Source organism: Bifidobacterium sp. LH_491 (genome assembly GCF_056356495.1).
The window spans coordinates 1,417,774-1,436,610 of sequence record NZ_JBKEUI010000001.1 but is presented as its reverse complement, the minus strand read 5'-3'; the positions used below and the strand labels follow the sequence as shown (position 1 = coordinate 1,436,610).

Below are 18,837 nucleotides of genomic sequence, written 5' to 3'. Positions count from 1 at the left end.
CAGATCACATCACAGCGTTGTTGCCGAGCAGCCGGTCCACCAGTGCAGGTTTGGCCTGCAGTTGGTTGCTGAACCCCGGACGTATGTCGAGCTTGAGGCTCACTTGCGTGCGGTATCCTTGGTCGGCCAATACGTGGGAGGCGTCGCCCACAACGGCGAGCACTGCATCGAGATCGCCTTCGATGTTGGTGAACATGGCGTTGGTCTCATTGGGCAGGCCACTATTGCGAATCACTGACACGACTTGGCTGACATAAGAGCTCAGCTCGTCGCCCACGCCGCTGGGAGCAATGGCGACGGCGGCCACGGTGTTGGCTGCATGGTTATCGGCGTGCCGATGTGCCGCATGGTTGAAGCGCGGTGCGCGCCACTGCCAGGCATGATCCATTGGTCCACTGCCGTGTCCCAGACGCAGCCGTGCTTGCAATGCGCCGGTGAGATAGCGTTTGGCGGCGCGGATGGCGTCGGACAAGGGCAGTCCCAAGGCAAGGTTGGCGGCGATGGCGGAGGACAGCGTGCAGCCGGTGCCGTGCGTATCCGTGGTGTCGATCCGTGGCGCTCGCATCCAGGTGACGCTGCCGTCGGGTTCGACGAGCACGTCGTTGGCGTCGTGGGTACCGTGTCCGCCTTTGACTAGCGTCGCGCAGCCGTAGGTGTCGGTGAGCGCATGGGCGGCCTGTACCATATCGTCGTCGCTGGCAATCGTCATACCGCATAAGGCTTGGGCTTCGGGGATATTGGGCGTGATGACTGCGGCAAGAGGGAATAGGGATTCGCGAATTGCGCGCATGGCGTCGTCGTCGACCAGCTGGGCGCCGGAAGTGGCGACCATCACAGGGTCGAGTACGATATTGGCGGCATGCCAATGTTCGAGGCGCTGGGCGATGCGTTGCGCGGCGTCAGCGGAGGGTACCATGCCGATTTTGACGGCGAGCGGTGGGATATCGGCGAATACGGCGTCAATCTGTGCGCCGACGATGGCCGGATCCATCACGGCGACATCCGTGACGCCCAGGGTGTTTTGCGCGGTAATCGCGGTGATGGCGCTCATGGCGAATACGCCGTTGGCGAGCATGGTTTTCATATCGGCTTGGATGCCGGCGCCGCCTGAAGAATCGCTGCCCGCAATGGTGAGCACCGGAGCCAACGTGTGCGTGTTGGTATCGTTATGCGGCGTGGGGCAAGCAGTTGCGTGGTCCTGCGCCGACTGGTCTTGCGTGGTGGCGTGTGCGGCCTCATGCACGGCGATGGCCTCGGCGTTGACGGGATGCTGGCATACCTCGCGCCAGCGCTCCACCAACTGGCGGGCGGCATGTTCGGGGTGGGCGGCTCGCGCAATGGCGGAGACGACGAACCATCCATCCACACCGGCGTGGGCCAATGCGGCAAGGTCGTCTTCCTGGACGCCGCCGCCGGCAACGATGGGGTAGCGGCTGGCGTTTGCCAGCTGTTCCACGCCATCGTAACCGAGCGCATGGCGTGTGCCGTCCCGTTCGACGACTGCGGCATCCGGTTTGGTGCTGGTCATATGCAGCGGGCCTGCGCCCAAATAGTCCACGCAACCGTCGGGCAGGGTGTTGGCGGCGAGCACATGGTCTATGGTTTCCACCGACAGGCCGATGATGGCTTCGTCGCCGAGTAGTCCCCGGGCTTGCCGAGGGTCCATATCGCTTTGTCCGATATGCACTCCATCGACGGCGATGCCCATGGCGCGGCATTGCCAGGCGGCGTCCACGCGGTCGTCAATGAGCAACGGAATATGCGTGTCGGCTTCGGCAAGTACGTCAGCGATGCGGGAAGCCATGTCGACGATGTCGGCAAGGTCGGCGTTTTTGGCGCGCAGCTGCACGATGGAGACGCCGCCGCGCACGGCTTGGGCGACGATCTGTTCCACAGGTCGGCCGTCGGTGTCATCCGGGCCGAGCACCAGATAGGCGTGCAGGGCGTGTGGATAACGGGTGGTGATGCGTGATGGCGCGGGGTGGATATCGGTCATAATGACTCCTTTGCGGATGATGGTGGTTGGACGCCGATGCGCTGCTTCGAGTGATTGGCGACAAGAGCGAAATATGGAAACGTGCGGCGGGGCAATCGGCACACCTATGGATATGCCGGTAACGGCTGGGGCGCCGTGGCCTGTCCAACGCTTCGGCATATGCCGGTTTTCCGTGACTGGCTGTGTTGTACCGGCCACGCAAACCGGCGCGGCTCGATTAGGCGCTGCGGGCGTCCGTCGGCATGGCTGCGATGTCGGCTCCGTTGACGTCGACACAGGTGATGTCGGCATTGGCGATGTCGTCGGCAGTGACTTGCCACAGTGCGTCAAGGAAAGCCGTTTGGAATGATCCCGGCCCTTGCGCGTGCCGCGCGGCGATGGAACCCGCAAGGTTGAAATGCGCGCTGGCGGCTACGGCGGCGACCAGGGGATCGGCGACCGCCAGATAGGTGCCGACCACACCGCCCAGTGCGCAGCCCGCGCCAGTAATTTTGGTCATCATGGGATTGCCGCCGCCCAATCGGTACACGAGCTGCCCATCGGTAATCAAATCGCGTGCGCCCGATACGGCCACTGCCCCCAATCCGTCGGCGCTGTGCTGCGTCAGATGACGTGCCACGCGCACGGCGGCTTCGAGACTGGCGTCCACTTCGTCCGCGGCATCCACGCCCACGGGACCGGTGTTGTCCGCGTGGTCATCCAGTCCCCATAGGGTGCTTAACGCCAGTAATTCCGAAGCGTTGCCGCGTACCACGGTGGGCGGCACGGCGGCGAAGGATTGCAAAATCGCCGTGCGGGTCGCGCCCAGTCCTGCGGCTACGGGGTCGAGCACCCAACGATGCGAAGCCTCGTGCAGGCGGCGTGCGATGTCAGGCAACGCCTCGGCATAGAACGGCAGCAGCGTGCCGACGTTGATGTAGGTGGCTCCTGCGATGGCGGCGATATCCATGATGTCGTCGGGCAGGAAGCTCATGGCCGCCGTGCCGCCCGCGGCCAGTTGGGCGTTGGCCACCAGATTGATGGTGACGAAGTTGGTGAAGGATTGCGCCAGCGGCGTGGTGTCGCGCACGATGTGCGCCGCCCGGCGGATGTCGTCGCGCAGCGGGTGGTCTGCGGGAAGATTGCGGTCCAAGCCAAGCGGATGGTCGACGGCATTGGCCGATGTGGTGTTGATGGAATCCTTCGACGGATTATTGGATACATTGGTGTATGCAGATGCGCTTGCTCTCATGATGCTGCTCCCTACGATGGTGTTAGCCAACAGGTTCTAAGGGTCTGGCAAAGCCACTCTCAACCTTGGGTGTGTGCCCTCGGTTCCCCTGCGTTCGGTTGAACGCGCTCCACCATACGCATGTCGGTGGACGGTGCGGCGGGTCGGCCTGCCGCAGGTCGGATTGCCGTAGGTCGGCTTGGTTGCGGCGGCGTGTATGTGGGTGCGTGTGCCGTTTGGGCACTTCCGCGTCGGCAGAAGGGTTTGCTGTCACAGCATGGCGGTACTGTGGGGTGCTTGTAAAGTCCCCAAACCGTTCAAACCAGAAGGTGCATTGTGGCTGTAAGCAAACTTGATGAAGTCGTATCCCTGGCGAAGCGTCGTGGCTTCGTATTCCCCGCCGGAGAAATCTACGGCGGCACCCGTTCCGCGTGGGATTACGGTCCCCTTGGCGTCGCGTTGAAAGACAACATCAAGCGCGAATGGTGGCGTGCCATGGTGACGACGCGTGGCGACGTCGTGGGCGTGGACACGTCGGTGATTTTGCCGTCGGCCGCGTGGGTGGCTTCCGGCCATGTCTCCGTGTTTAACGATCCGCTGATCGAGTGCCTCAACTGCCACAAGCGTCATCGTGCCGACAAGCTGGAGGAGTCGTATGCCGAAAAGCATGGCGACCAGCTGCCGCCAAATGGCTTGGCGGATATCGTCTGCCCGGATTGCGGCACTCGCGGCAACTGGACGGAGCCTCGTGATTTCAACATGATGCTGCGCACGCATTTGGGTCCGGTGGAGGACGAGAACAGCCTGCATTATCTGCGTCCGGAAACCGCGCAGGGCATTTTCGTGGACTTCAAGAATGTGATGACGTCCTCGCGTTCCAAGCCGCCGTTCGGCATCGCCAATATCGGTAAGTCGTTCCGCAATGAGATCACGCCGGGCAACTTCATTTTCCGCACCCGTGAGTTCGAGCAGATGGAGATGGAATTCTTCGTGGCTCCGGGCACGGACGAGGATTGGCATCAGTATTGGATCGACATGCGTACCCGTTGGTACACGGATCTGGGCATCAAGCCGGAAAATCTGCGTCTATACGAGCATCCCAAGGAGAAGCTGTCGCATTATTCCAAGCGCACGGTGGACATCGAATACAAGTTCGGTTTCCAGGGTTCCGATTGGGGCGAGCTGGAAGGCATCGCCAACCGTACGGACTTCGATCTGTCGGCGCACGCCGAACATTCCGGCGAGGATTTGAGCTACTTCAACCAGGCGACGGGCGAGCGCTTCGTGCCGTATGTCATCGAGCCGGCCGCCGGTTTGACCCGTTCGCTGATGGCCTTCCTGGTGGACGCCTATGACGTGGATGAGGCGCCGAATACCAAGGGCGGCGTCGATAAGCGCACGGTGCTGCGTCTCGACCCGCGTCTGGCGCCGGTGAAGGCCGCGGTGCTGCCGCTGAGCAAGAAGCCGGAGCTGCAGTCCGTGGCTCAGGATTTGGCCGCCGATCTGCGTCAGCATGACTGGATGATCGATTACGACGAGGCGGGTGCCATTGGCCGCCGCTATCGTCGTGAGGACGAAATCGGCACGCCGCTGTGCATTACGGTGGACTTCGACAGTCTGGACGATCACGCGGTCACCATTCGTGAGCGTGACACCATGGCGCAGGAGCGTGTGGCGATGGATAAGGTCACCCAGTATGTGGCCGAGCGCATTGGCGAGCGTCGGGTGCGCTATCCGCAGGGGCCGGCTTCCATCGTGGGCGATGCGGTGCAGTTCGCGCCGCTGGAGGTGGCGCAAGCCGGTGGCCTCTATTAAGACCCAGGTGATTGACACGCGCGCGGATACCGTGCTATCGCTTGATCCACATTCGACGGCGCAGCCGGGGGAGGGACACTCTGCGCCGTCGAACGGCGCGTTTCATGCTGCGCCGGTGGATGTGGGGCCGGTGCATGTGCCGACGCCGGTGGTGTTGTCGCCAATGGCGGGTGTGACGAATTGGCCGTTCCGCGTGCTGTGCGAGGAGTATGGTCCGCAAGGGCTGTATGTGGCGGAGATGGTGACGGCTCGCGCTTTGGTGGCCGGCAATCCCAAAGCCTTGCGACTGTGCCGTTTCGCGCCTAGCGAACGCGTGCGTTCGTTGCAGTTGTACGGTGTGAATCCAGCCATTGTGGAGCAGGCGGCGCGTATCGTCGTCGAAGACGGTATGGCGGATCATATCGATTTGAATTTTGGCTGCCCGGTCCCTAAAGTGACTCGTCGCGGTGGCGGCTCGGCATTGCCGTGGAAAACGGATATTTTCCAAGAGCTGTTGCATCGTGTGGTGGCGGTGTGTGCGCCAGCCAATATTCCGGTGACGGCGAAGATTCGCGTCGGCATTGACCACGAGCATGAGACGTTTCTGCAGGCTGGTCGTATCGCCCAGGACGAAGGCTGTGCGGCGGTGACGCTGCATGCGCGTACCACTGCGGAGTATTACGGTGGGCATTCCGACTGGAACCGTATCGGCGAGTTGGTTGAGGTGCTGGATATTCCCGTGTTCGGCAATGGCGATATTTGGGGCGCGCAGGATGCGTTGGACATGATGACGCAAACCGGTTGCGCTGGTGTGGCCATTGGGCGCGGTTGCCAGGGCCGTCCTTGGCTGTTCGCGGATATCGCCCATGCGTTTGCGGGCGAGCCCACGCGCTGCAATCCTACGTTGGGCGAGGTGGGTCGCATCATCATGCGGCACGCCGGGTTGCTCACGCAGTTCTATGACGGCGACGAATGCATGGCGGTGCATGATATGCGCAAGCATGTGGCGTGGTACCTCAAGGGGTTTCCTGTGGGGGGTGCGACGCGCAAGGCCTTCATGGAATGTGAATGCCTGGAGGATCTACAAAGGCAGGTGGACGGCCTAGACAGCGCCGTGCCGTTTCCTGAGCGTGTAGTGGACAAGCCCCGTGGGCGCGTTCGCTTTGCGAAGAAAGTACACTTACCGTATGGGTGGCTTGAGTCCAGAAGCAGTACGCATGAGCAGCGTGAGGCGCTGTTTGGCGACGATCCGATGGACGCAAGTTACTAAAATGACGGTACACGCCGAAATAATTGACCCATTATCCGTGGTTCTGCGCTAAAGTTATGCGTAACCGCGAGTGACAGGAGACAATGGTGAGCGAGATTGCCCAGATTGAAGAATTCAACGGCAAGACCAATATCAAGGTGGTCGGTGTCGGGGGTGCCGGTGGCAACGCCGTAAATCGCATGATTGATGAAGGCTTGCAGAACGTTGAGTTCGTGGCGATCAATACGGATGCCAAGGATTTGTTGCGTTCCGATGCCGACGTGAAGATTGCGCTGAACGATGCCACGAGCCGTGGTCTTGGCGCTGGCGCCGACCCGGAGAAGGGGGCTAAGGCCGCGCAGGACCATCAGTCGGAGATCGAAGAGGCGCTGAAGGGCTCCGATATGGTGTTCGTCACCTGCGGTGAGGGTGGTGGCACCGGTACGGGTGCCAGTCCGATTGTCGCTCGTGCGGCCAAGCAGCAGGGGGCCTTGACGGTAGCGGTGGTCACTCGTCCGTTCTCCTTTGAAGGCCCGCAGCGTGCGGCTTCGGCTGATTTCGGTATTGAAAACCTGCGCAAGGAAGTCGATGCGCTGATCGTCATTCCGAACGACCGTCTGTTGGGATTGGCCGACCGCAGCATCAGCATTATGGATGCCTTCAAAACCGCCGATACCGCGTTGTTGGCTGGTGTGCAGGGCATTACCGACATCATCACCATGAATTCGTACATTCACGTCGATTTCTCCGACGTGCGTTCCGTGCTGAACGGTGCTGGCACTGCGTTGTTCGGCATTGGTTCGGCCCGCGGCGAGGATCGCGCCGTGCAGGCCGCCGAAATCGCCATTAGCTCGCCGCTGTTGGAATCCAGCGTGGAGGGCGCTCACGGCGTGCTGATCAACGTGGCCGGCTCCACCGATCTTGGTTTGCAGGAGGCTTCTGCCGCGGTAAGTCTGATTCGTAATTCCAGCCATCCGGAGGTGCAGATTATTTGGGGTCTGACATTGGATGACGCCTACGGCGATGAGGTGCGCGTCACCGTGATTGCCGCCGGCTTCGATGGCACTCCTAAGCAGGAGGAACCGGCCTCGGCTCCTTTGGTGGAGCAGCGCGAGGAGCCTCGTGCTGAGCCTGCGCAGCCGGTTCAGCCGATGGTGAACGCCGCGCCGTTGACCGAGCCCATGCAGTTTGCTCCGGCTGCCGATCAGTCGGCCCAGCTGTTTGACGAGACCACCGAACATGAGGTGATTTCCTCCAATGATCCGGGCGATTTGGACATCCCCGATTTTCTGCGCTGATTGAGGGTGCGCTGTAACGAAAGGAACCGTCATGGCAGGCAAACTAAAAAGTGTGATGTCCTATCTGGGCATGTCCGATGTTCCGGAGGAGGACGCCGAATACTATGAGGACGAGCATGAGTCGGAGTCATCGTTTGATTCCGATCATTCGGTAACGCCCATGGCGTCCGCCTCGTCGGGTACGGCGTCGTCTTCGTCTGCTACTTCCAACCCTTTCCAGGGGCGCGTCAGCCGCATCACCACGATTCATCCCAAGTCGTATGAGGATGCGCAGATGGTAGGGCGTGCCTTGCGCGATGGCGTGCCGGTGGTGTTGAACCTTACCGGTGTGTCGGAAGCGGTGGCGTATCGCATTGTTGATTTTTCCGCTGGTGTGGTGTTCGGCGTGCGTGGCTCCATCGAACGGGTGACGCCGCGTGTGTTCCTGCTGAGTCCGGCGCAGGTGAATATCAAGGTTGAGGAGCCGCAGTCCAATGGCTCGGCGCATGACCTGTTTGCCCAGTAAATTCCTCAGATGAGTATGGCGTGTCGTGTGTGGGAGGCATGCCCGTACTCGCGTTCAGCGTATATACAGCGTGCTCCTAGGCTCGGTTTGTTAGTCTGGTGAGCATGCTGTTTTTTCTTGTGGCGTTGTTGTTTCGCGTGGTGCATTGGCTGATTGGTGCCTACATGACGGTGCTGGTGTGTCGCATGATTCTTGACTGGGTGGCAGTGCTGGCTCCGCGGTGGTATCCGCGCGGTGTGGTGGCGACATTGGTGCACGCCGTGTACCAACTCACCGATCCGCCGCTACGTTGGCTGCGGCGCTATATTCCACCGATTCCGATGGGCCCCATCATGTTCGACACCAGCTTTTTGGTGTTGTATTTCGTGCTGGTGGTGGCGCAGGTGATCATCTAATCGGCGCCGATGCATGTGCCGATGCTCACTCCGTGCTAGCATCGGTAACGGATACCCACATGTAGAGGGGCGTATGCCCTCAAAGCGAGGTGTAGATTTATGGCTCTGTTGACTCCGAAGGATATTAGGGAGCATACCTTCCAGACGGTGCGTTTCAAGGAAGGCTATGACGTCGACGAGGTTGATGATTTCCTTGACCAGATTACCGAAACGGTTGAGGCGTTAGGTAAGCAGGCGGCGCAGAGCAGCCAGTCCACGCAGTCGCTGGGGCCGGATGTGGCGAACCTCAATGGCAAGATTTCCGAGTTGACGGCGCAGGTCGAATCCCTGCGTGAGGAGAACGAGGGACTGCGTTCTGCGGCGTCGTCGTCGGATGAGGATTCGCAGGCGGCGCAGGTTGCCCAGACCAAGCTCACGGAAGCCGAGGAAAGCAACCGTGCGTTGGCGTCGCAAAATGAGCAGCTCAAGGGACAGATTGACCGTTTGAGCGCGCAGGTTGACCAGTTGACCGCGCAGGCCGCCGAAGCCGCTGGCAGCAAGGCGTTGGGTGAGCAGCTCACAGCCGCGCAGCATGAGCGTGACGAGTTCCGCGTACGTATTGAACAGCTTGATCATCAGCTCACCGAATCACAGGAGCAGCTGAAGGCCGCCCGGCAGCAGTTGCTGGCGTCCAAGGAACAGGAAGCGCAGATCGAGGCGCTCAACCAGCGTCTCAAGGAATCCCAGCTACGTGAGGAGCAGTTGCGCGATCAGCTCACCAAGATGGAGCCGAGCACCGAAACCGGCAGCTTGCAAAAGATCGCTGGCGCCGCTGCCGCTGCGTCCACCGAGCCGGAGCGTGCCACGGCCATGTTGACGTTGGCCATGCAGCTGCACGACCAGTACGTGGACAAGGGCAAGGCCAAGGCGAAGGAAATCACGGAGACCAGCCAGCGCGAGTACGAGCAGACCGTAGCCAAGGCGAACGAGTATTCCAATCGTACACGCGCCGAGGCGGACGAGTACAACGCCACGGTGCACACCGAGGCCGACGCCTACTCGCAAACGACGCGTTCGGATGCCGACGGCTATGCGGCCCGCACCCGACAGGACGCCGACACGTACATGGAGAACCAGCGTGCCGAGGCCGACCAGTATGTGCAGACCAAGCATGAGGAAGCCGACCAGTATGAGTCCGAGGTGCAGCGCCGTGCCGCCGAGTACGACAACAACACCCGCTCTTCGGCAGATGCCTATGCCCGTCAGGTGCGTGAGAACCTCGAATCGCAGTCCAAGGTTATCGAGGGCAACATTCAGGGTCTCAAGCAGTTCGAGACGGAGTATCGTGCTCGCCTGACCGAGTTCCTTACCCAACTGCAGGCTCAGGTGTCGGACACCAACAACTACAACCGTGTCGAGCAGCCTGCCGAGTAAAGGCACAGTGGACGTAGGCATTCGATATGGTGAATACGTATAGCGAAAGACGGCTGCGCATACGCGTGGCCGTCTTTGCATGTGTCATGGTGGCATCGCTGGCGGTTGACCAGCTCACCAAATGGTGGGCGCAGGTCGTCTTGGCAGATGGGCGCACGGTGCCGGTGATTCCGGGCTTGCTGTCGTTCACGTTGTATCACAATCCGGGGGCGTCGTTGGGGGTCGGTTCGTCGATGACGTGGCTGATTTCTCTACTGGCCATGGTTGCGGTGGTGGCGTTGGCGGCGTTGTCCTTGTGGTCAACCGATCGTCGTTGGACGGTGTGCGCCGCGTTGGGCTGCGCCGGAGCGTTGGGTAACTTGATTGACCGTGTGGCCTATGCGCAGGGCCTGCTGGACGGCAAGGTCGTGGATTTTCTGAATTACGGCTGGTCGGTCGGCAATGTGGCTGACATTATTCTTATGCTTGCGGGCATCGGTATCGTCGTGTTAATCGCGGTGGGCGTGCCGGTGCGTGCTCGCAGCGATGTGCAGTCTACGGCAATTGGTCGGGCTTCGGTGGATGAGGGAACGGAGTCGGCTGCTCAATGAATGGTATGGTTCCTGCTCCTGATGCGTTGATTGGTAAACGGTTCGACGTGGCGGTCGCCAAGATGTTGGGTGTGTCGCGGGCGAAGGCTGCGGATCTGATTGCCGATGGACAGGCACGCATCGTAGGCCGTGATTCCGGCAAATCGGCGACGCTGCTTGTCGGCGACATGGTCGAGTTTTCGCTGGTCGAGGAACATGAGGAACCTGAACCCATTGCCGACGATATGGCCGTGGTGTATGAGGATGACGACATTGTCGTGGTGGACAAACCGGTTGGCGTGGCAGCCCATGCTTCCGTCGGGTGGACTGGTCCCACGGTGTTGGGCAGCCTGTTGGAGCGCGGGGTGCGCATCACCTCGTATGGTGCTGCTGGTCGTCAGGGGATTGTGAGCCGCTTGGATGTGGGAACCTCCGGTCTTATGCTGGTATGCAAGTCGGAGTTGGCGTATAAGGAGATGCGTCGCCAGTTTGCCGAACATGAGGTGCAGAAAACCTATCATGCGCTGGTGCAGGGCAATATTCGCGAGGATAAGGCGACGATTGATGCCCCTATTGGCCGGGCTAAGGTGTCGGATTTTCGATTTTGCGTGACTCCTGCGGGCAAAGCTGCGATTACTCATTGGGATGTGGTGGAGCGTTTTGGTGAGGCGACATTGGTGTCGGTGAACTTAGAAACCGGGCGCACCCATCAGATTCGGGTGCATTTCTCTTCAATAGGGCATCCTCTGGTGGGCGATGCCATGTATGGCGCGAATCCCACATTGGCTCAGGAATTGGGTATGCGGCGGCAGTGGTTGCATGCTATGAAGCTTGAGTTCCGCCATCCGCGCACCAAGGTATGGACGTGCGTGGAATCTCAGTATCCCACGGATTTGATGCAGGCTTTGGTCGCGATGCGTCGGCGGCACGAATAAGCTGGCGTTCGTGGGATATGTCTGGGTGAATGGGGCATTGCAGAGATGATGTAGCCCCGGCATGGCAATACACGCCGTGACTTCGGCTGGCTACGCGGAGTGTCGTCCTGCCATCGTGGTGAGCCGGATGCCATGAGGTAGAGTTGGACTCATGGCTCAATCCGGAAATTTCGTTCATCTGCACAATCACACGCACTATTCGTTGTTGGATGGTGCTTCCAAGATTCCGCAGATGGTCGATCGTGCGGCTGAGTTGGGGATGCCGGCGGTGGGCATTACCGATCATGGCAATATGCATGGTGCATACGAGTTGTGGTCCGCTGCGGTGAGTAAGGGCATTAAGCCGATTATTGGCATCGAAGCCTATGTGACGCCGGAAACCGCTCGTCAGGATAAAAGCCGTGTGCATTGGGGTACGGAAGCACAGCGTTCGGATGATGTTTCAGGCGGTGGTTTGATTACGCATTTGACCTTGTGGGCGCAGACGGATGAGGGATTGCGCAATCTCATCAAGGCGTCGTCAGTGGCCAACCTCGAGGGGCGTGTGATGCGCTATCCTCGTATGGATAAGGATGTGTTGTCCACCTACGCCGAAGGCATTATCTGCGGTTCGGGATGTCCGTCGGGCATTGTGCAGACTAGGTTGCGTTTGGGGCAATTTGATGAGGCATTGCGTGCCGCCGGTGAGTTACAGGATATCTTCGGCAAAGAGAATTTCTTCATCGAACTGATGGATCATGGGCTGGACGTCGAAACCAGGGTGACGAAGGAGTTGCTGGATATCGCCAAACGCTTGGATGCGCCGTTGCTGGCGACGAACGATGCTCATTATGTGTTGGAGTCCGATAGGGATGCGCAGGATGCCATGCTGTGTATCAATTCTGGATCGCAATTGGACAACCCAGATCGATTCAAGTTTGATGGTTCCGGTTACTTCCTCAAAACCGCCGAACAGATGCGCGAACTGTTCAAAGAGTTCCCTGATGCCTGCGACAATACCTTGGCCATTGCAGAACGCTGCAATGTGATGTTTGATGATGGTGAGGATGGCGCGTTCATGCCGCAGTTTCCTTGCCCGGAAGGCTGGGACGAAACGTCACTGTTCTTGAAACAGGTCGAAGAAGGTCTGGAGAACCGCTATCACGGCAATGTGCCGCAGCACGTGCTGCAGCAGGCGGATTATGAGTGCGGCGTGATCTGCCAGATGCAGTTCTGCGGCTATTTTTTGGTGGTGGCGGATTACATCAATTGGGCGAAGCATCACGGGGTGATGGTGGGGCCTGGCCGTGGTTCGGCCGCAGGATCGATGGTGGCCTATGCCATGGGGATTACCGAGCTCGACCCGTTGGAACATGGCCTGATTTTTGAACGCTTCCTTAATCCTGAGCGTGTGTCGCTGCCGGATATCGATGTGGATTTCGATCCGGAAGGTCGCGCCCGTGTACTGGAATACGTGGCGGATAAGTATGGTCATGACAAGGTGGCGCAGTGCGTGATTTACGGTACCATCAAAACCAAGCAGGCGCTTAAGGATTCTGCCCGCATTATGGGATATGAGTTCTCGATGGGCGAGCGGGTGACCAAGGCGCTGCCTCCGGCGGCAACCGGCGGCAAGGATATTCCGTTGCATGATATTTTTGACGAGCATTCCAAGCGGTATGCCGAAGCGCGTGAATTCCGGGAGCTGTACGAGTCCGACAATGATGTGCGCCGCATCACGGATGAGGCGATGGGTATTGAGGGACTGATTCGTCAGACCGGTGTGCATGCGTGCGCTACTATCATGGGTTCGGAACCCATCACCGACACCTCGCCGTTGATGGAACGTACGGATGGTACGGTGACCACAACCTTTGAATACCATACGTGTGAAACCCTGGGACTGGTAAAGATGGATTTCCTGGGGCTTTCCAACTTGACGGTGATTCGTGACACCCTGCGCAATATCGAGGCCAATGGCAAGCAGTCCATTGATCATCGTGACATTCCGCTTGATGACCGGGCGACCTATGAACTGCTGTCGCGGGGGGATACGCTCGGTGTGTTCCAGCTCGATTCCGACGGTATGCGCGCCTTGCTCAAGATCCTGCGCCCCGATAATTTCAACGATATTTCCGCACTGATCGCGTTGTATCGCCCTGGCCCTATGGATATGGATTCGCACACCAATTATGCCAAGCGTAAGAATGGCCAGCAGCAGATCATGCCGATTCATCCTGAATTGGAGGAACCGCTCAAAGCGGTGCTGGACGAGACCTATGGTCTGATCGTCTACCAGGAACAGGTACAGTCAGCCGCACGTATTTTGGCAGGATATTCCTTGGGCAAAGCCGATGTGTTGCGTCGTGCTATGGGTAAGAAGAAGCCGGAAGTGCTGGCCAAGGAGCAAGTGCCGTTCTTTGCCGGCATGAAGGAACATGGCTACTCGCAGGAGGCGGCGCAAGCGGTGTGGGATGTGCTCGTGCCGTTCTCGGGATATGCATTCAACAAAGCGCATTCTGCGGCATATGGGCTGATCTCCTATTGGACGGCGTATTTGAAAACACATTATCCCGTGGAATTCATGGCGGCGTTGTTGCAGGGAGCGAGTACCAACAAAGACAAAACCGCCCTGTATTTGGGCGAGGCGCGCCGTATGGGCATTCAGGTGCTGCCGCCGGATGTCAACGAATCGGTGTTGGAGTATTCAGCCGTCGGCGATGTGGTGCGTTTTGGATTGGGCGCGGTGCGCAACGTGGGAGAGAAGCCGGTGGCGGATATCATCGCCGAGCGCAGCGGAGAACGTGGCAAATACGTCAATTTCATGGATTTCATTCGGCGTGTGCCGCTTACGGCGTTGAACCGCAGGATGATCGAATCCTTGATCAAAGCGGGAGCCTTCGACTCCATCGACCCGAATCGCCGGGCGCTGGTGCAGATTCATGAGGCCGCCATCGATTCGGTGGTGGGATTGAAGCGCAAAGAAGCCGAAGGACAGTTCGATCTGTTCGCCGACGCCGATGATGACGACGACCAGATGGGCGATATGAACGTCAGCGTGCCTGATATTGAAGAGTGGGATAAGAAAACCAAGCTGAATTTCGAGCGTGAAATGTTGGGCTTGTATGTTTCCGACCATCCGCTCAGTGGCATGAGCGCCATTTTGGCGGGTCTGCGGGAAATGTCCATCGCACATGTGATCGACCGTGCGCCGACCATGCCGGATCGTCAGGAAGTGACTATCGCTGGTCTCATTACTTCGGTGGAACGACGGATTTCCAAAAAGGGCAACGCGTGGGGATTGGTCACCATCGAAGATATGGAAAGCTCGATTCAGTGCATGTTCTTCGGCAAAGCCTATGAGGCGGCTGCCGCTGATCTAGCAGTGGATACCGTCGTGCGTGTGCGTGGTCACGTCGATGTGCGTGAGGAGACGGTGAGTTTGCGCGCTACGGAGATGGAAGTGCCCAGCTTGGAAGCGGCTGATGAGCGCCCATTGGTGATCGCTATTGCCGAACGTGCTTTGGACCGTCATCATGTTGAGCGTTTGGGACGAGTGCTCACCGCCTATCCGGGATATTGCGAGGTGAAGCTTGCCGTGCTGGACGAGGCAGGCAACGCCAAAGTGCTGACTTTGGGCGATCGCTTCCGCGTGCGTCGAGATACAAGTTTGTTCGGCGAGTTGAAGATGCTATTTGGTTCGGCAAGCTTGCCGGGGGCATAGAGAAGCGGCGACCTGTCCAGATCTTGGGTGCGAATGCGTCCCGGACGGGCAGGTCGCATCCATGACTAGTCGGTACAGGTTTCCTCGCTGAGTAAGCGCTTCGCCTCTGCCAAATCACATGTGGCGGAAGGCCAGTTGAGACCCATGTCCTGGAGTGCGTGATACAGCAGTGTGGATACGACTAGGCGCGAGTACCAGCGGTGGTCGGCGGGCACGAGATACCATGGCGCCGCATCCGCGTCGGTGTGCTCGAACGTTTCTCGCCATGCATCCATATAATCGTCCCAACGTGCGCGGGCTTGCAGATCGGAAGGGTCGAATTTCCAGTACTTCTGAGGATTATCCAAACGTTCAAGAAAATGTACGAGCTGCGCTTGTTTGCTGCTGACCAGGAATACCTTGATGACTGCGCACCCGTCATTGACGAGTTGGGTTTCGAACTCACGTATGGTTTCGTATCGGGGCCGCCATACGGTTTCGGGGAAGCTTCCGGTGACATGAGGGACGACGATATCTTCGTAATGTGAACGGTCGAAGACGCTGATCCATCCCGGTTCCGGCAGCTCCTTGCGGATGCGCCAGAGGAATTCGTGCGAGGACTCTTCCTCCGTGGGTTTGCCGAAGCCATGATAGTGGATTCCCATGGGATTGCCTTGGTGGAAGACGTGCCGAACGATACCCCCTTTTCCTGAAGCATCCATGCCCTGCAGTACCAGCAAGAGTCTGCGTGAGCCGCCTGCGATGCCATTGGCGTAGAGCACATCCTGCAGGTCTGCGATGCGCTCACCATACGCTTCGATGGCTCGTTGCGCTTGTTTTTTGTTTCCAGTGAAGCCGGGCGTACCGTCGGCGGCAATGTCGGCGACAGATGTTTCGCCATGCCAACGGAGTAGGGGGCGCGGGTCGCTGTCCCATAGGGTGTCGGTGAGTCGATGGGTGATGGATGTGGTCATAAAAGGCTCCTGCCGTGGAAAATACTGACAACCGCCGTCGTTTTGCCGTGTGGCGGATTGATTCCATTATGCGTCCGTGTGCGCTGTATACGTTTTATCTGTGGGCGTATCGAGACCTCATGCATATCTCACGATGTGGCATTTTGCTGTGGGGAAATGAATGTTGGGGAGATGGCGTTGTTACGATGGTGGCATGACTGACAATCTCATGCGCATCATTGATTTACGGGGACAACACTTGACTCGCGCGGCATTGTTGGAAGCCATGCCGCGCGCCGCAATGGGCACCAGCGCCGCCAGCGAATTGGTACGACCCATCATGGACGCCGTACGCACGCGGGGAGCGGCGGCATTGCGTGAATATGCGGAGCAGTTCGACCATGTGCAGGTACACGATCTTCGCGTGCCCGCCGAAGCGATGCAACGGGCGTTGGACGAGCTTGATCCGAACGTGCGAGAAGCCATTGCCGAATCGGTGCGCCGCAGCCGTGCGGTGTGTCAATCGCAGGTGCCGCAGGATTTCCACACGGATTTGGCCGATGGCGCTCGCGTGAGTCAACGGTGGGTGCCGGTGGAGCGTGTGGGCTTGTATGTGCCGGGCGGCAAGGCGGTGTATCCCAGCTCGGTGATTATGAATGCCGTGCCCGCGCAGGTGGCGGGTGTGTCGTCCTTGGCAGTGGCGACGCCGCCGAGCCGCGAGCATGGGGGCCTGCCCAATCCGACGATTTTGGCGACCTGCGCCATGCTGGGTATTGATGAGGTGTATGCGGTTGGCGGTGCACAGGCGGTGGCGATGTTCGCTTACGGTGCCAAGGGCAGCGAGCCGCAGGATGGCGAGATACTGTGCGAGCCGGTGGACAAGATCACCGGGCCGGGCAACATTTTTGTGGCGACCGCCAAGAGTCTGGTGTCGGGTATCGTGGGCATCGATGCGGTGGCAGGTCCTACGGAAATCGGCATTGTGGCCGATGAGGGTGCCAATGCCGAATGGGTGGCTGCTGATTTGATTGGCCAGGCCGAACATGATGAGCTGGCTGGTTCGGTGCTGATTACCGACAGCGTATCGCTGACGCAGCGGGTGCAGGAGTCGCTGGCTCGTCGTGTGCCGCATACCAAGCATGCCGATCGTGTGCGCACCGCGTTGACTGGTACGCAGTCGGCGGTGGTCCTCACCGATGACCTGGATCAGTCGATTGCCGTGGCGAACGCCTATGCGGCCGAGCATTTGGAAATTCACACCGCTGATCCGGACGAGGTGGTGCCGCGTATCCGCAATGCTGGTGCGATTTTCCGTGGGCCATATTCGCCGGTGCCGTTGGGTGATTACATGAGTGGCTCCAACCATGTACTGCCTACGGGAGGCACGGCGCGGTTCGCCGCCGGATTGGGCGTGCATGTCTTCCTCAAGCCGGTGGAGGTTATCGAATACGACGAGTCTGGTTTGCGTGAGTTGGCGTCCCGCATCAACACCTTCGCTGTGTCGGAGGATTTGCCGGCGCATGGCGAAAGCGTGCTGAGCCGTTTCGTGGCGGATCCGTATGACAAGGCCAGCTTGGCTGAGCAGGAGCGAGAGGCGGGACTGCGATGAGCGATGCTGTCGCTGAGGGCGCGGCGCAGTCGGCGATTCCTGTCGACGTGCCGTTGCGCAATGATTTGCTGGGCGAGGAGCCGTATGGCGCTCCCCAGCTGAATGTGCCGGTGTGTCTGAATGTCAATGAGAACCCGTATCCGCTAAGCCCGGTGGTGGCGGATGCCATTGCCGATGCGGTGCGTCAGGCGGCCGTAACCCTGAACCGGTACCCGGACCGTGAGCATATGCGGTTGCGTCGGGCGTTGTGCGACTATCTGGTACGCGAGTCCGGCGTGCGGCTTGATCCGGTCCAGGTGTGGGCGGCCAATGGCTCGAACGAGATCATGCTGCAGCTGTTCGAAGCGTTCGGTGGTCCCGGTCGCACGGTGTTGGGCTGCGATCCGACGTATTCCATGTATCCCGAATACGCCCGTGACACGTTCACCACATGGCGCACGGTGCCGCGTACCGATGTGTTCACGGTGGATGTGGCGGCCACGGTGGAGGCGATTGCGCAGATATGTCCGGCCATGGTGGTGCTCACCAGTCCGAACAATCCTACGGGCACTATGTTGGGCGTCGATGAGTTGTGCGCCATTATGGCGGCATGCCGCGAATGTTCAGTGCGGGGCGCTGGTGAGGGCGTGCATCCGTTGGTGGTGGTCGACGAGGCATATATCGAATTCCGTGACCCGTCAACGGCATCTGCGGTGAGTCTGCTGGGCGAGTGGGACCATCTGGTGGTGAGCCGCACCATGAGCAAGGCTTTTGCCTTCGCCGGTGCTCGTGTGGGATATGTGGTGGCTGCCAGCGGCGTGATCAACGCGCTGCGTGTGGTACGACTGCCGTATCATCTGTCGGCCATTACGCAAGCTGCTGCGGTGGCGGCGTTGGAGCATGCCGACGAACAGCTTCGTCAGGTGGCTCATTTGCGCGAACTACGTGAGCAAACCGCAGTATGGTTGGCGCAGCAGACCTATCGGGGCGTACCGTTGAACGTTGCTCAGTCGGCATCGAATTTCCTTATGTTCGGCGGCGCGTTCGAGGACCGCGACGCACTGTTTGACGAGATGCTTTCGCGCGGTGTGCTCATTCGCGCCGTCGGCCCCCGTGGCTGGATGCGCGTATGCATGGGCACGGATGAGGAAATGGCGGCGTTCCGCGAAGCGCTAGTGGAGTCCTTGCGTGCCGTGGAATCACGGCAGGCGTAACGATCAGGGCGGTGGCGGTGGCCATCCGCGAAGCAA

General features: G+C 59.6%; 14 protein-coding genes and 2 pseudogenes. 11 read left to right on the top strand and 5 right to left on the bottom strand.

Going from position 1 to position 18,837, the window contains the following annotated elements; genetic code table 11:
* Window positions 1-4: 4 nt before the first annotated feature.
* The 4 genes and pseudogenes from AC1AWK_RS05595 to thiM form a co-directional block, all read right to left on the bottom strand.
* Complete coding sequence (locus AC1AWK_RS05595) at window positions 5-388, bottom strand: thiamine-binding protein (protein ID WP_476569643.1); 384 nt, start codon at window positions 386-388, stop codon at window positions 5-7.
* Window positions 365-1,147 (bottom strand): annotated as a pseudogene (gene thiD, locus AC1AWK_RS05590) (bifunctional hydroxymethylpyrimidine kinase/phosphomethylpyrimidine kinase); the annotation flags it as partial. The pseudogene thiD and the gene AC1AWK_RS05595, both read right to left, overlap by 24 nt.
* Window positions 1,148-1,309: 162 nt before the next feature.
* Window positions 1,310-1,996: pseudogene (gene thiE, locus AC1AWK_RS05585) on the bottom strand (thiamine phosphate synthase); the annotation flags it as partial.
* Window positions 1,997-2,213: 217 nt separating this feature from the next.
* A complete protein-coding gene (thiM, locus tag AC1AWK_RS05580; protein ID WP_476568842.1) occupies window positions 2,214-3,227 on the bottom strand; it encodes a hydroxyethylthiazole kinase in 1,014 nt (337 codons plus the stop codon).
* A 315-nt stretch (window positions 3,228-3,542) separates the two neighbouring features.
* Between thiM and AC1AWK_RS05575 the strand changes: the two genes are divergently transcribed.
* The 9 genes from AC1AWK_RS05575 (at window position 3,543) to dnaE (ending at window position 15,067) form a co-directional block, all read left to right on the top strand.
* The gene (locus tag AC1AWK_RS05575; RefSeq protein WP_476568840.1) at window positions 3,543-5,021 is read left to right on the top strand and encodes a glycine--tRNA ligase; all 1,479 of its coding nucleotides are present in this window, start codon (window positions 3,543-3,545) and stop codon (window positions 5,019-5,021) included.
* Window positions 5,008-6,270, top strand: a complete 1,263-nt coding sequence (dusB, locus tag AC1AWK_RS05570; protein ID WP_476568838.1) for a tRNA dihydrouridine synthase DusB — start codon at window positions 5,008-5,010, stop codon at window positions 6,268-6,270. The genes AC1AWK_RS05575 and dusB overlap by 14 nt, the downstream gene beginning before the upstream one ends.
* 83 nt (window positions 6,271-6,353) lie before the next feature.
* The gene (ftsZ, locus tag AC1AWK_RS05565; protein WP_476568836.1) at window positions 6,354-7,547 is read left to right on the top strand and encodes a cell division protein FtsZ; all 1,194 of its coding nucleotides are present in this window, start codon (window positions 6,354-6,356) and stop codon (window positions 7,545-7,547) included.
* Window positions 7,548-7,578: 31 nt separating this feature from the next.
* Entirely contained in the window at window positions 7,579-8,052 is a 474-nt protein-coding gene (locus AC1AWK_RS05560; RefSeq protein ID WP_476568834.1) for a cell division protein SepF, read from the top strand.
* Between the two features lie 104 nt (window positions 8,053-8,156).
* Complete coding sequence (locus AC1AWK_RS05555; RefSeq protein WP_476568833.1) at window positions 8,157-8,447, top strand: YggT family protein; 291 nt, start codon at window positions 8,157-8,159, stop codon at window positions 8,445-8,447.
* Window positions 8,448-8,546: 99 nt separating this feature from the next.
* Window positions 8,547-9,860: a DivIVA domain-containing protein gene (locus tag AC1AWK_RS05550; RefSeq protein ID WP_476568831.1), complete on the top strand. Its 1,314-nt coding sequence runs from the start codon at window positions 8,547-8,549 to the stop codon at window positions 9,858-9,860.
* 26 nt (window positions 9,861-9,886) lie between these two features.
* Window positions 9,887-10,450, top strand: coding sequence for a signal peptidase II (locus tag AC1AWK_RS05545; RefSeq protein ID WP_476568829.1), 564 nt, complete (start codon window positions 9,887-9,889; stop codon window positions 10,448-10,450).
* Complete coding sequence (locus tag AC1AWK_RS05540; protein ID WP_476568827.1) at window positions 10,447-11,364, top strand: RluA family pseudouridine synthase; 918 nt, start codon at window positions 10,447-10,449, stop codon at window positions 11,362-11,364. Before AC1AWK_RS05545 ends, AC1AWK_RS05540 begins: the two co-directional genes overlap by 4 nt.
* Before the next feature lie 151 nt (window positions 11,365-11,515).
* Entirely contained in the window at window positions 11,516-15,067 is a 3,552-nt protein-coding gene (gene dnaE, locus AC1AWK_RS05535) for a DNA polymerase III subunit alpha (RefSeq protein ID WP_476568823.1), read from the top strand.
* Between the two features lie 65 nt (window positions 15,068-15,132).
* Here the strand turns inward: dnaE and AC1AWK_RS05530 are convergent, their stop codons facing one another.
* Window positions 15,133-16,020: a PPK2 family polyphosphate kinase gene (locus AC1AWK_RS05530; RefSeq protein WP_476568821.1), complete on the bottom strand. Its 888-nt coding sequence runs from the start codon at window positions 16,018-16,020 to the stop codon at window positions 15,133-15,135.
* Between the two features lie 193 nt (window positions 16,021-16,213).
* On the opposite strand from AC1AWK_RS05530, the gene hisD reads away from it, so the two are divergent.
* Window positions 16,214-17,608, top strand: coding sequence for a histidinol dehydrogenase (gene hisD / locus AC1AWK_RS05525; RefSeq protein ID WP_476568820.1), 1,395 nt, complete (start codon window positions 16,214-16,216; stop codon window positions 17,606-17,608).
* Window positions 17,605-18,801, top strand: a complete 1,197-nt coding sequence (locus AC1AWK_RS05520) for a histidinol-phosphate transaminase (RefSeq protein ID WP_476568818.1) — start codon at window positions 17,605-17,607, stop codon at window positions 18,799-18,801. Before hisD ends, AC1AWK_RS05520 begins: the two co-directional genes overlap by 4 nt.
* The last annotated feature ends 36 nt before the right edge of the window (window positions 18,802-18,837 follow it).

What these genes read in the sequence shown, in the direction of transcription:
- AC1AWK_RS05595 (WP_476569643.1), bottom strand. Translation starts at nt 388, where the DNA reads ATGGATCATGCCTGGCAGTGGCGCGCACCGCGCTTCAACCATGCGGCA.
- thiM (WP_476568842.1), bottom strand. Translation starts at nt 3,227, where the DNA reads ATGAGAGCAAGCGCATCTGCATACACCAATGTATCCAATAATCCGTCG.
- ftsZ (WP_476568836.1), top strand. Translation starts at nt 6,354, where the DNA reads ATGGTGAGCGAGATTGCCCAGATTGAAGAATTCAACGGCAAGACCAAT.
- AC1AWK_RS05560 (WP_476568834.1), top strand. Translation starts at nt 7,579, where the DNA reads ATGGCAGGCAAACTAAAAAGTGTGATGTCCTATCTGGGCATGTCCGAT.
- AC1AWK_RS05555 (WP_476568833.1), top strand. Translation starts at nt 8,157, where the DNA reads ATGCTGTTTTTTCTTGTGGCGTTGTTGTTTCGCGTGGTGCATTGGCTG.
- AC1AWK_RS05550 (WP_476568831.1), top strand. Translation starts at nt 8,547, where the DNA reads ATGGCTCTGTTGACTCCGAAGGATATTAGGGAGCATACCTTCCAGACG.
- AC1AWK_RS05545 (WP_476568829.1), top strand. Translation starts at nt 9,887, where the DNA reads ATGGTGAATACGTATAGCGAAAGACGGCTGCGCATACGCGTGGCCGTC.
- AC1AWK_RS05540 (WP_476568827.1), top strand. Translation starts at nt 10,447, where the DNA reads ATGAATGGTATGGTTCCTGCTCCTGATGCGTTGATTGGTAAACGGTTC.
- dnaE (WP_476568823.1), top strand. Translation starts at nt 11,516, where the DNA reads ATGGCTCAATCCGGAAATTTCGTTCATCTGCACAATCACACGCACTAT.
- AC1AWK_RS05530 (WP_476568821.1), bottom strand. Translation starts at nt 16,020, where the DNA reads ATGACCACATCCATCACCCATCGACTCACCGACACCCTATGGGACAGC.
- hisD (WP_476568820.1), top strand. Translation starts at nt 16,214, where the DNA reads ATGACTGACAATCTCATGCGCATCATTGATTTACGGGGACAACACTTG.
- AC1AWK_RS05520 (WP_476568818.1), top strand. Translation starts at nt 17,605, where the DNA reads ATGAGCGATGCTGTCGCTGAGGGCGCGGCGCAGTCGGCGATTCCTGTC.